Annotated in this window: 11 protein-coding genes; 4 read left to right on the top strand and 7 right to left on the bottom strand. The window is 67.9% G+C overall.

Translation table 11 applies throughout. From position 1 onward, the window contains the following. Window positions 1-154 precede the first annotated feature (154 nt). Window positions 155-1,423, top strand: a complete 1,269-nt coding sequence (locus tag AC1DCZ_RS02000; RefSeq protein WP_476973183.1) for a serpin family protein — start codon at window positions 155-157, stop codon at window positions 1,421-1,423. A 116-nt stretch (window positions 1,424-1,539) separates the two neighbouring features. Here AC1DCZ_RS02000 and AC1DCZ_RS01995 read toward each other — a convergent pair whose 3' ends face one another. After that, the gene (locus AC1DCZ_RS01995) at window positions 1,540-2,412 is read right to left on the bottom strand and encodes a hydroxymethylpyrimidine/phosphomethylpyrimidine kinase (protein WP_476973182.1); all 873 of its coding nucleotides are present in this window, start codon (window positions 2,410-2,412) and stop codon (window positions 1,540-1,542) included. A gap of 157 nt (window positions 2,413-2,569) precedes the next feature. Between AC1DCZ_RS01995 and AC1DCZ_RS01990 the strand changes: the two genes are divergently transcribed. Then, window positions 2,570-3,952, top strand: a complete 1,383-nt coding sequence (locus tag AC1DCZ_RS01990; RefSeq protein WP_476973181.1) for an MFS transporter — start codon at window positions 2,570-2,572, stop codon at window positions 3,950-3,952. A 297-nt stretch (window positions 3,953-4,249) separates the two neighbouring features. Here the strand turns inward: AC1DCZ_RS01990 and tgt are convergent, their stop codons facing one another. From tgt to AC1DCZ_RS01965, 5 genes are all read right to left on the bottom strand, one after another. Beyond that, window positions 4,250-5,548, bottom strand: a complete 1,299-nt coding sequence (gene tgt, locus AC1DCZ_RS01985) for a tRNA guanosine(34) transglycosylase Tgt (protein WP_476973180.1) — start codon at window positions 5,546-5,548, stop codon at window positions 4,250-4,252. Window positions 5,549-5,581: 33 nt separating this feature from the next. Beyond that, window positions 5,582-6,307 carry an SRPBCC family protein gene (locus AC1DCZ_RS01980; RefSeq protein ID WP_476973179.1) on the bottom strand — a complete coding sequence of 242 codons (726 nt, stop codon included), beginning with the start codon at window positions 6,305-6,307 and terminating at the stop codon, window positions 5,582-5,584. A 79-nt stretch (window positions 6,308-6,386) separates the two neighbouring features. Next, entirely contained in the window at window positions 6,387-7,421 is a 1,035-nt protein-coding gene (locus tag AC1DCZ_RS01975; RefSeq protein WP_476973178.1) for a DUF6707 family protein, read from the bottom strand. Between the two features lie 120 nt (window positions 7,422-7,541). Further along, a complete protein-coding gene (locus tag AC1DCZ_RS01970; RefSeq protein WP_224048472.1) occupies window positions 7,542-8,081 on the bottom strand; it encodes an NUDIX hydrolase family protein in 540 nt (179 codons plus the stop codon). Between the two features lie 42 nt (window positions 8,082-8,123). Next, window positions 8,124-8,882, bottom strand: coding sequence for a VOC family protein (locus AC1DCZ_RS01965; protein ID WP_476973177.1), 759 nt, complete (start codon window positions 8,880-8,882; stop codon window positions 8,124-8,126). A gap of 87 nt (window positions 8,883-8,969) precedes the next feature. Here AC1DCZ_RS01965 and AC1DCZ_RS01960 point away from each other — a divergent pair, with 87 nt between their 5' ends. Continuing rightward, window positions 8,970-9,566 carry a YdeI/OmpD-associated family protein gene (locus AC1DCZ_RS01960; RefSeq protein WP_476973176.1) on the top strand — a complete coding sequence of 199 codons (597 nt, stop codon included), beginning with the start codon at window positions 8,970-8,972 and terminating at the stop codon, window positions 9,564-9,566. A gap of 66 nt (window positions 9,567-9,632) precedes the next feature. Further along, entirely contained in the window at window positions 9,633-10,442 is an 810-nt protein-coding gene (locus tag AC1DCZ_RS01955; protein WP_476973175.1) for a phosphatase PAP2 family protein, read from the top strand. Here AC1DCZ_RS01955 and AC1DCZ_RS01950 read toward each other — a convergent pair. Then, window positions 10,395-12,263 carry a glycogen debranching N-terminal domain-containing protein gene (locus AC1DCZ_RS01950; protein WP_476973174.1) on the bottom strand — a complete coding sequence of 623 codons (1,869 nt, stop codon included), beginning with the start codon at window positions 12,261-12,263 and terminating at the stop codon, window positions 10,395-10,397. The two genes, AC1DCZ_RS01955 and AC1DCZ_RS01950, sit on opposite strands and share 48 nt — an antisense overlap. Window positions 12,264-12,284: the final 21 nt, after the last annotated feature.

Below are 12,284 nucleotides of genomic sequence, written 5' to 3'. Positions count from 1 at the left end.
GGCCGGGGCCGCGGCGCTGACGCCGGCGCTTCGGCGAGAAACGCCGTCAAATCGTGACTCGTGCCCGGTCGCGCGTTGTCAGGCCCGGTGCTTGACTGGCCGTAGGCGGATCCCCGCCGTTCCACTATCGCTTTTTGCGGGCCTTGGGGGCGCGATGAAACGGAAGTCTTCGGCACGGATTGTTGCCGCCGCTGCCGCCGTTGCGCTGGCATTGACGGCGTGTTCGGCATCGCCGCCGGCGCTGTTGAAGGCCAACGGCGTCGAACGCGTTTCGGCGGAGCAGTCAGACTACCCGGCCGAGCTGGCTCAGCTCCGGGTGTCGGCGCGGAAGCTGGGCGCCGCCCTCCTGGCAGACGGCGGGGACTCCGGAAACGGCAACGTGGTTGCTTCCCCGGGCAGCCTGCTGATTGCCCTGGCCATGCTGCGGACAGGAGCGACCGGGAAAACGGCTGCCGAGATGGACAGGACCCTGGGTCTCCCCGCGAACCACCGCGACGAAGCCATGAGCGCGCTGCTCGCATCCCTCGAAGCTTTCGACGGCGATCCCGGCTCGGTGGACGAAAAAAATCCTCCGCGCCAGCCCGTCCTGCACAGTGCAAACGGCCTGTTCGTGGACAAGGGTTTGCCCACCGGGGAGGACTATCTGCACTCCCTCGCCCGGTATTACGGGACCGGCGGGTACCCCGTGGACTTCCAGGACGAGGCCGCCACCAAGCCCGCGATCGACGCCTGGGTGAACAAGAATACCGGCCGACGGATCAAGAAAGCGCCTGCAGAATACGATCGCAAAAATACCTTCAGCGTGCTCAACGCGGTGTACTTCGCCTCGGCCTGGAAGGCCCCCTTCGACCCGGCCGACACCTCCGACCTGTCCTTCACGACGGAGGGCGGCAGGCAGGTTTCCGTCCCCACCATGTCCGGCGTTCAGGACGTTCCCTCAGTTCAGGGTGCGGGCTGGCAGGCGGTGCAGCTGCCCTACGCCGAGGGGTTTGTGATGCGGCTCGTGCTGCCGGATGCCGGGGCTGCCGCGCCCGGGGCAGAAGTCTTCGCGGACGTTGCCCGGGCCCTTGACTCCGCGGCCCCGTCGCCGACGCAGCTCTACTTGCCGAGATGGGATCACAAGAGCAACTTTGAGCTGCGCAAGGTCTTCGCTTCCCTGGGGCTGCGGGAAATGCTCCAAACCGAAACCGACTTCGATTCGATCCAGACCGGCCTCAAGATCAAGCAGGCCGGGCAGTCCGCCAACATCACCGTGGCGGAGAAGGGCACCGTGGCCGCCGCCGTAACCCAGATCAACGCGGAGGCGTCGAGCGGCGCGGCCCCGATGAAGGTGATCCGTTTCGACCGGCCGTTCCAGTACGAAATCGTCCACGTCGAGACCGGGCTCCCGCTCTTCATGGGGAAGGTTGCGGACCCGCGCTGACGGACGGCCGACCGGGATCCACATCGCCGGCAGCTCTCCAGTTCGCCGGAACCTTCCCGCGAACTGGAGAGGCTCCGGCGAACTGGCGGCTTTCCGGCGAGCTGGATGTCACGGACCTAGCGCGGGCCGCCCTGCCAGAGCGCATCGAACGGGGCGCCCGAGGCCACCCGGTTCCGGATTCCCGCGGTCACGAACGTCTTGGCCGTCCGGGCTGCCGCCAGCGGCGTCGCCCCCTTGGCCAGTTCCGCCGTCACCGCGGCGGCCAGCGAGCACCCCGCGCCGGACACGGCCACGTCGCCCACCTTCGGGGCGGACAGGACCTCCAACGTTTCGCCGTCGTAATAGACGTCGACGGCGTCGGGCCCGGCCAGGCGGACGCCGCCCTTGGCGAGCACCGCGGCCCCGCTGAGCTCGTGGATGCGCACGGCCGCGGCCTTGAGGGACTCGACGTCGGTGATTTCCAGCCCGGAGAGCGACTCGGCCTCGAAGTGGTTGGGTGTCACGAAGGTGGCCAGCGGCAGGATCTGGTCCTTGAGCGCCAGGTCGGTGTCCAGCGCATGTCCCGGCTCCTGCCCCTTGCAGATCAGCACCGGATCCAGCACCACGTTTGCGAACTGCCCGTCAGCCAGTGCCGAGGCCACGGTCGCGATGGCCGCGGGGCTGCCCAGCATGCCGACCTTCACGGTGTCCAGCACGGACGGCGCGCCCGAAGCGGGACCGTAGGCCGCCGTCGTTGCCTCCAGCTGGGCCGCGATGACCTGCGGGTCCACGGGGACGAAGCGGTGGTTCCAGTTGTCCTTGGGATCGAAGGAAACGATGCAGGTCAGGTTCGCGATGCCGAAGACCCCGAGTGCCTGGAAGGTCTTGAGGTCGGCCTGCGCCCCGGCGCCACCGGTGGCTTCTGAGCCTGCGATTGTCAGGGCGACGGCGGGGGAGGGCACGGTATCGGAAACAGCCAGGGCAGCGGAATCAAAGGCAGCGGAAGTCATGATCCCATCCTGCCATCCCGCCAAAACCGCCCGCATTGAACCCAGAAACGGGCATTCCATGAACAGTATGAACAAAACCCGCGTGTTCCGCGACACACGGACTAGGGTGGCCGACGGTGTTGCTCACTGGCGGCGCCGAATCCAGGAAGGTTCATTGATGAGCACCCAACTGTCCGAATCGGCCCAGACCAGAAGAGCCGTCGGCAACATCCTCAAAGGCTCCGCCGGCAACCTCGTGGAGTGGTACGACCTCTACGTCTACACAGTCTTCGCAGCGTATTTCCAGTCGCACTTCTTCAACTCCAAGGACGAGCTCCAGGCCGGCCTTGAAGCGATGGCCGTCTTCTCGACGTCGTTCCTGATGCGCCCGATCGGGGCCTGGTACTTCGGCCGCTACGCCGACCGTAAGGGCCGCAAGGCAGCACTGACCCTGAGCGTGACGATGATGTCCGTGGGCTCGTTCGCGATCGCGATCCTGCCGACCCAGGATGTCATCGGCCTCTGGGCCATGATCCTGTTGGTCCTGATCCGTGTGCTGCAGGGCTTCTCCGTGGGCGGCGAGTATGGCACGAGCGCAACATACATGTCCGAAGCGGCGACCACCAAGCGCCGCGGGTTCTTCTCCAGCTTCCAGTACGTCACCCTGATCGGCGGCCAGATGATGGCCCTGCTGGTCCTCGTGATCCTGCAGAATGCTATGCCCAAGGCAGACCTGGGGATGTGGGGCTGGCGCATCCCGTTCGCGATCGGCGGTGTGGCCGCGCTCGTGGTCTTGTGGCTGCGGCGTTCGATGGAAGAGACCTTGTCGGACGAGCAGGTAGAGGCAGCCAAGGCCCCCGCTGTCGCCGGCGAAGCGCGACCCGGCTCGATGAAGCTGCTGTTCACCATGTACTGGAAGCCGCTGCTGGTCTGCATCGGCGTCACGCTCGGCGGCACCGTCGCCTTCTACACGTACACCAACTTCATTTTGAAGTTCATGAACGATACGTCCGGGATCGCCAAGACGGACACGTCGGTGATTAACTTCTGGGCGTTGTTCATCTTCATGCTGCTGCAGCCGGTCTACGGCATCATTTCGGACAAGGTCGGCCGCAAGCCGCTGCTGCTGTGGTTCGGCATCACCGGAGTCCTGTTCACCTGGCCGCTGCTATCCACCCTGGCCGGCACCAAGGATCCGTTCACGGCCTTTCTGCTGATGATGGGCGGCCTCGTGATCGTCGGCGGCTACACCTCAATCAATGCGCTGGTGAAGGCTGAGCTCTTCCCGGCGTCGATCCGTGCCCTCGGCGTCGGACTCGGCTACGCGATCGGCAACTCGCTCTTCGGCGGCACGGTTCCGCTGATCGGCGCCGCGTTCCAGACCGTCGGCCGGGAAGACCTCTTCTTCACCTACGTGACCGTGGCGATCGCGCTTTCGCTGCTGGTGTACATCTTCGCGCTGAAGAACAAGAAATCCACGCACCTGGACCACGAGCAGGGCCATGCTTGGACGCCCGTTACTGACAAGGACGAGGATCTCATTGACGCCTCGCGCCGTTAGGGTTCCCGGGCAGCCCCCGCCGCCGTGTCGACGACAGCCCGGCCCCGGAGCCTACTGGGCGTTGTCAGCAAACCGCAGTTGCAGGATCGTCGCGGCGGTGCCCGCTACGAACATTCCCGCGAGAAACGCCAGGTCGCCCGACGCAGCAGGACGTGGTGCGGCACGAGATCGCCGGATCGTGGCGGGGTCGCCGGGAACTCCCGGCGAATTCGGGCCTTTCCGGCGATTTCGACGGCGGGGAGGGCAGCGTTCCGGCGACTTCGACGCCGCGGAGAGCTGCGGGACGGCAGGGCGCCTCTAGGAGTAGTACCGTCCCAGGGTCTCGGCCTTGAACTCGAAGAAGTCGCCGGCCTCGATGGCCAGGCGCGCGTCGTCGACCATTTTCACCACGAAGCGCTCGTTGTGGATTGAGATCAGCGTGGCCGAGACCATCTCCTTGGCCTTGAACAGGTGGTGGATGTAGGCCCGGGAGTAGTTCAGGCACGCGTAGCAGTCGCAGCCTTCCTGGAGCGGGCCGAAGTCCCGCTTGTACTTGGCGCCGGAGAGGTTGTACCGGCCCGTGGGCGTGTAGAAGGCCGAGTTGCGGGCAACCCGGGTGGGGGACACGCAGTCGAAGGTGTCCGCCCCGTTCTCGATAGCGGTAAATATGTCGTCCGGCTCGGAGATGCCGAGGAGGTGCCTCGGCTTGTTCTCCGGCAGCTCCTCGTTGCACCAGCGCACGAGCGTGCCGAGGTTTTCCTTCTCGAGCGCCCCGCCGATGCCGAAGCCGTCAAAGTTCATGGCGCCGAGGTCGCGGCAGGCCTTGCGCCGCAGGTCCTCGTACTGGGCACCCTGGATCACCCCGAACAGGGCCTGGTACGGCTTGCCCGCACGCTCGGCGGTCAGCCGGAAGTGCTCGGCGATGCAGCGCTCGGCCCAGCGGCGGGTCCGTTCCAGGGATTCCTCCTGGTAGCCGCGCGAGTTCTGCAGCGTGGTGAGCTCGTCGAAGGCGAACATGATGTCCGCGCCGATCCGGTGCTGGACATTCATGGAGATCTCGGGGCTGAAGCGGTGCCGGTCGCCGTTCAGGTGGCTCTTGAACCACACGCCGTCCTCGTCCACGTGGGCCAGGCGTTCCTTGCCGGGGGCGACGGCGTCGTCCGGGCCGGAATGGTCCACCGACTTCATGTCGATGACCTTCTTGAACCCCGAGCCCAGGCTCATCACCTGGAACCCGCCGGAATCCGTGAAGGTGGGCCCGGGCCAGTTCATGAAGGCGCCCAGCCCGCCCGCCTCGTCCAGGATGTCCGCACCCGGCTGCAGATACAGGTGGTAGGCATTGGCCAGTACGGCCTGCGCGCCCAGTTCGGCGATGGATTCCGGCAACACCGACTTGACCGTGGCCTTCGTGCCGACGGCGATGAACGCGGGCGTCTGGATCTCGCCGTGCGGGGTGGCGATCGTCCCGGTCCGGCCCAGGAACTCCCCGCCGTTCTCCGCCACCTGCCCGGCCGACGGCGGGCACGCCTCGCTCAGGCGTTTGCCGACGCGGAAGGAAAACTCGGATTGCCGGGCGGGCGCGGCGGGCAAAGGACCGGAGACAGGATTGGCTGGCACCGTTCAAGTGTGCCAGCTAACAGCCGTCAACCTTTAGTGCAGGGGTTCGGATGTGGGGTAGTTCTCAGCCCGCCATTTGTCCCAGTAGTTGCGGACCGACTCCAACTGATGCGCCCCGAGATCGTAGGTCGAGACGATCACGAGGGAGCCGCCGTCGGGCCGGATATCGGGGATGGCGGGCTGCTCCGCCACGATCACCAGGCCCTCCCCGTGTTCGGCGTAGTGGTGGACCGTGAGCCCCACCTGGTGGTTGCTGCGGAACCACACCTTGCCGGCAACTTCCTCGCCGGTGGCCAGGGTGAGGGAGTAGGGTTCGCCGGGCTTCGGGACATCGCCGAGCCCCAATCCTTCGATCGCCGACCCACCGCTCCCGGGAACAGAGAAGAAGAACGTCCTCCGCTTCCCGTGCGGGTGGCGCTCGAGGACGAAGCGCAGCTGCTGCAGGAAGGTCAGCCAGCCCTGCGTGATGTCCTCGTCCCACGCGGCCCACTCGGAATTGTGGTCCACCGCGGCCCTGGTGACGCTGACTTCCGTGCCGGCGGGGACCGGCTTCAGGGTGAAGATATCTCCGCCGTCGACCACGAGGGAGGTGTGGTCCGCGCCTTCGACCACGTTGGGACTGAAGTAGATTTCGTTGATTTCGGCGGCCTGGTCATCGGCTTCCCAGCCGTGCCACTGTGCCACCTTGGACGGCTCGCGCAGCATGGTCCAAACTTGCTGCGCGTCGGAATTGATCACAACGCTCAGATTGTTCGTCATGGGCTGAATCTACAACGCCCGGTCACGGGCGGGTAGGGCCAAGCAGCTTCCAGTTCTCCGCCGGGCGCCCCTGTGCGGGTCAGGAGCGGACGGATTCGAGTTCGTTGGCGATCCTGCGTTCGAGCTCAACCGCGCCGATGGTTTCCGAGCCGCCGTGGGCGCGCAGGAACAGCAGGGCCTCGAGCCGGAGCCGCCGCCATTCGCGTTCCGCGTCCGGATTGGAGTTATCGATCGAGCGGAAGATTTCCTTGTCGTACAGGTTCGGTTCGTTGAGCGAGCGCTGCCGGACCTTGGCGTTGATCCGGGCCTTGAACGGATCCGCTTCCATGGCGTCCGGGGTGCGGAGGAACTTCTCGTAGACTGCCGCGCGTTCCTCCTGGCCAAGCTGGCGGCAAATGAAGCTGGACAAGGCCAGGGACGCCTCCACCGACGCCCAGCGGCCCGGGTTGCCGTCGAAGGGGAGGACGTTGAGCAGGTCGGCGACGGCGAGGGAGTTCTCGGCGTCCTTGAACATGATGAACAGCTCGTGGGCGAGGTCGCTGAGGTCCTTCAGGCAGCTGCCGGACTTGGTGTTGATGCCCTTCGCCAGCCGCTCGCTGAGCAGCAGGACGCCTACGGCGCCCGGGTGCGCCTCGGCCACGGCCTCCACCACGGACTCCGGGGTGCCTTCGAGTGAGGGGATCAGCGCCAGGTCCTCCTCGCTGGGTCCGCTGACCGCGGGCGGTGCGGCCGGCAAGGGCGGCACGACGACGGCGGGCGCGGCTGTCTCGCTGCCCTCAGTCCCTCCTTCCGCCGGGAGCCGGCCGGCAGCCACCGGGGAGCCTGCGTCCTCGGAGTCGGCCGGGGCGGTGTCCGCGGCGGCCGCGATTTCCGTGGTCTCCGGTCCGGATTCGGCGCCCGTGGTCAGGACCGTGGAGCCGGCAGCGATCCGCAGCACGCCGCCGCCGGTGAGGGTGGCCAGAACCATGGCGGGCGAGCCGAAATCGTCGGATTCGACCTCCACCCGCTGGATCTCGGCCGAGCGGTTCCCGTCGGGCAGGAGCAGGTGGTCGCCGCTCTGCAGAGATCCAGCCTGCTGTTCGCTGTAGTTCCGGGAGGCTGGCAGGTGGGTCATCGGGAGTCCTTAAATTCTCTTGCGGTCCGCCCACTAGTCTACAAAGGCGGATGCGTGAAGTCGGGGACGCAGGGGACCCCTCGAGCGTCCCGGGCGTGGCTCCGGGACCGCGCGCAGGGCTTAGTTGCCGACGCCGGCGAAGGCCAGCGCCTGCCGGATGAGGGCGCCGCGGCCGCCGCTGAATTCGAGCTGCACGTCCGAGCTCATGACTTCCTGCGGTGTCATCCAGGTCAGTTCGAGGGCGTCCTGCCGCGGGGTGCATTCGCCCGTGACCGGGATGATGTAGGCCAGTGCCACGGCATGCTGCCGGTCGTCGGTGAAGCCCGTGTGGGACGGGGACGGGAAGTATTCGGCCACGGTGAACGGCACGGGGCTGATGGGCAGCTGCGGGAAGGCCAGCGGGCCAAGGTCCTTCTCCATGTGGCGGAGCAGTGCTGCGCGGATTGTCTCTCGGTAGAGCACCCGGCCGGAGACGAGGGAACGGACCATGGTGCCGTCTTCGTCGGCCTGCAGGAGGGTGCCGACTTCGTTCACGAACCCCAGGGGGTCCAGCCGGACGGGAACGGCTTCGACGTAGACCATCGGCAGCCGGCCGCGCGCCTCAAACAAATCGTCGTCGGAGAGCCAGCCGGGATTCGGGTCAGGGGTGCGAACGTTCATGGTTAAGTTCTACCCCATCCCCGCGTGTCCGGCTCGCCGCACTCACTCGGCAGAGGGCGCCGCGGAAATCCAGATGGCGTGTGGGTGGGCGGCGTGGCCTTCAGCCTCCGGGCTGCCCACATGGAGTGTCGGGACCGCGGATTCCTCGATGACGGCCACGTCGTGCCCTGCCTCTTCAAGGCGTTCACGCAGGGCGCCAAGGTCTCCGCCGTATTCGAAGCCCAGTCCTGCACGCCCGGACCCGGGCCCGGCGCCGACCATCAGGACGCCGCCGTTTTTCGTCGTGAACGCCTCCGCCTCGCTGCTGTCGGCGCCGCCGCTGCCCGGAACCGGGCGCGGCAGCGCACCGATGCTGCGCAGGGTCTGTGCCGCGGCCGCGGCATGCTCGGCAAACCAGACGCCGACGACGGCCAGCCCGGGGTCTGCCTCCGCCGAGCCGCCCCAGCTGCCATCGGCCGCGCGCGTTGCCGGGTCGGCCAGGAAGCCGAAGCCGTCCCGTGCAGTGACGCGGCAGGATGAGCCGTGATCAGCCTCGATGACCTCCGCCGACGTGCCGCCGTCGGACGCCGCCTCGTTGGTCCGCCGGGCGAACTCCGCCAGGTCGCCGACTTCGACGCCGAGTGAGGTGGTGCCGTCCCCGGCGGAGCCGTCCTCCACGCGGTGGAGCGCGAGCCGGCCGGAGCCGGCGTCGAACTCCCGCCAGGTGGGCTCATCAACGGTCTTGACCATGCCGAGGTCGGTGAGGAGCCGCTCCCACTCGTCCAGGCGGGAGGTGAAGTGAATCGGGCGGACGCGCAGCATGGTTTCTCCTCGGTGTGGACGGGTTCCTGCTCTCAGGGATATCGTGCCACCAAAGCACCGCGCGCTCTGCCCGGAAGAAGATACGCAATGGCAATTGAACTTGAAGAACTGCTGGTGAAGGACGCCGCCGGCTGGCGCGCGTGGCTTCAGGCGCACCACGCGCAGAGCCCCGGCGTGTGGTTGGTTCTGCACAAAAAAGGCGGTTCGGTCACGGAGCTGGACTACGACGCCGCCCTCGACGAGGCGCTGTGCTTCGGTTGGGTTGATGGCCAGCTCCGGCGACGCGACGAGGAAAGCTATTGCCAGCGGATGACCCGCCGCGGACCCAGAAGCCCGTGGTCGGCCCGCAACGTGGGCCACATCCAGCGCCTCGAAGCAGCCGGGAAGATGGCCGCAGCCGGGCGTGCCGCCGTCGAACGCGCCAAGGCGGACGGCCGGTGGGAGGCTGCCTACTCCGGCGCGGCCGAGGCGGAGGTGCCGGAGGATCTCGCCGCCGCAATCGCCGCCGTTCCCCGGGCGCAGGCAATGTTCGAGATCCTGACGTCCGTCAACCGGTACGCCCTGATCTACCGCACCAACGCGGTCAAGCAGGCCGCTACCCGGGAGAGGAAGATCGCCGGGTTCGTGGAGATGCTGGCCCGCCACGAGACCCCGTATCCGCAGGCCAAGAGGCCCGGCCCCTAGCGGGCCCCCGGCGAGTTCCCAGCCGTTGTCTTGGGTACCTGCAGATACGGATGGCAGACTTGATCGATGCTCTCTGTCCAGCGCCAGCCGCGCACCCCTTCCCGTCCGCCGCTGCGCTCCCAGCGCGCCATCTTCTTCGGCGCCGCAGGCTTGCTGGTGGCCGGGGATGCGGTCTTCTGGGTCGTCCTGGCCGCCGTACAGTCGAACAGCGGGCTGGCGGCGCTGGACGCGCCCGTTCATGACGGCCTCGTCGCGTCGCGGAACCCGCTGGCCACCGCCCTGCTCACCGCGGTGACCACGGTGACGTCCCCGCTGTGGATGACCGTGATCGGGTTCGCGCTGGCCCTCGGGTGGGCTGTGTGGAAGCGGGAAGTCTGGCGGCCGGCCCTCCTGATCGGCGCCATGGCGGCAACATTTGCGGTGTCCACGGTGATCAAACACCAAGTGGTCCGCGCCAGGCCCTCGGCAAGTGATTTCATGCTTGGCCCGGACGACGCCCTGTCATTTCCCTCCGGCCATACCTTCGGTGCCGGCGTCTTCCTGTCCGTCCTCGTCTATCTGCTGGTGGCCGGCCGGGTGAAGCGGACGACGGCGGTGGCCGCCTTCGCGGCGGCGGGCCTCGGAACCGCCGCGGTGGCCCTCAGCCGGCTATACCTGGGCTATCACTGGCTGACGGACGTGCTCGCCTCAATGGGCCTGGCGGTTGCCGTCACGGGAATCGTCATCCTTGCTGACGGTCTGCGCACGGCCAGGAACACCCGGGTCACTCCGGTTGCCCAGCCCCCAGCACCCGGCTCCGCAGAACCCGGCCCTGCAGCGCCCGTTTCCTCAGAACCCGACACCCATCGCCTGGGCGAGAACCACGGCGGACGCTGAGGACCACGCCTGCGGGTGGCACGACGCCGGATACGGGACCGCTGCGCCGGACTCCTCAGACCGGACTCCGGCAAACACCTCCGGCAGCCGGTGCCCGAACGAAGCCGCCGCCGCGAGCAGGCCGTCGGCAAGGGTCCGTGCCTCCGGCATGAAGCCTTCGGCCAGTAGCCCGCGGACCGCAATGGCGCTGTCGTGGCTCCAGACGGAGCCGCAATGGTAACTGAAAGGCCAGAAGCCCGCGGCACGCCGGGAGATGGTGTGCACCCCATAGCCGGAAAAAAGCTCCGGGCTGAGCAGCCGGTCTGCGACCAGCCGGGCTTCGCCCCCGTCCAGGATGCCAGTGCCCAGCAGGTGTCCCATGTTGGAGCCCGGGATATCCAAGGGGACGCCGTGCCCATCGAGGGCCATGGCGGGGAAGGGCCCGCCATCGTCCTCCACCCAGAAGTGCTCGCGGAATTTCTGTTGCAGGGCCCCGGCGAAGTCCCGCAACGCCTGGCCGCCGGGTTCGCCGTAGGCATCGAAGAGCTCCGCCGTCTGCAGCGCGGCCTGATAGGCGTAGGCCTGCACCTCGGACAGGGCGATCGGGCCCTCTGCCTGCCGTCCGTCTCGGAACTGCATGGCGTCCCGGGAGTCCTTCCAGCCCTGATTGCTCAGGCCGTGGCCGGTGGCATCCTTGTAGCTCAGGAACCCGCCGTCGCCGCCTGCAGAGAGCATCCACTCCGCAGCCCGCCCCGCGTTCGGGAGCAGGGCCCGGACGGCGTCGTCGTCCCGGCCGGCACGCCAGAGCTCGCCGAGCAGGCAAAGCCACAGTGGGGTGGAATCCACGGCGCCGAAGTACACCGGAGGCAGGCGCAGGCCCTGGCTCTCGAGTACCAGTTCCTTGGACCGGAGCTCGTGGAGGATCTTTCCGGGCTCTTCTGCGGCCGCGGGGTCCGTCTTGGTGCCCTGGTAAGCGGCGAGGGCACGGAGCGTGCCGGCGGCCAGCCCGGTGTCCAACGGCAACAGCAACCGCGCCGCCCACAGTGAATCCCGTCCGAACAAGGTGAAGTACCAGGGTGCCCCGGCGGCAAGGAACGGCGCATCCGGAAGTTGGCGGGTGGCCAGGCGGAGCCCCGCCACTTCATCGAGCGAGTTGTCCAGGAGCAGTCCCAAAGTCCCGGACGGGCTGGTCCGGGGGCGGCGTGAGGCCAGCGGGCGGGCGGCCACCACGGCATCGTCGGCATCGGCCAGCACGGCCTGCCATTCCGCCTCGAACGGGCGTCCGCGCCCGGCCGTCCCGCGCCAGATGAGCCGTTCTCCGGGTGTTACGTTGCCTGCAGCCGCCACCGTGAGGCTCCTGCCGCCGTCGCGCCAGCGCAGGGCCGAGTCGTCCGCCGACAGTGGCTCGACGGGATCCCGGAAGCGGCTGAGCCGGATGGCGGCCATGTCCGTGAAATCCGCGGCCAGCTCGATTTCGATCTCCACATCGAGGGCGTCAAGCGAGGTGCTCAGGTGCAGCGAGTGCCTGACTACTCCCGGTGTGACCGTCCAGACCTGGAGGAGTTCGACGGCGGGATCCTCCGTGGGCCCCGGGATGCCGCGGACGAGTCCCCTCACGCGCAGCACACCGCCGGGTTCGGCCTCGACAGTGGCTGGTTCGGGCTCGAAGCCGTTGACCCGGACAAGGGCCCGGCACAGCATCCGGGTATCGCCGTGGAGCAGTCCGGTGAACCCGCCGTCGCCGGCCGCGCCGCCCGCCAGGCGCCCGTCAGGGTCCAGCCACAGCTGTGTAGGGGCGGCAATGGAGCAATGCTGGCGGTGAAGCCCTGGCTGAACAGTCATGCGCTCCACACTATGCCGGGC

Source organism: Arthrobacter sp. 10N418 (assembly GCF_056394725.1).
This window is presented reverse-complemented; position numbering and strand designations above follow the sequence as displayed.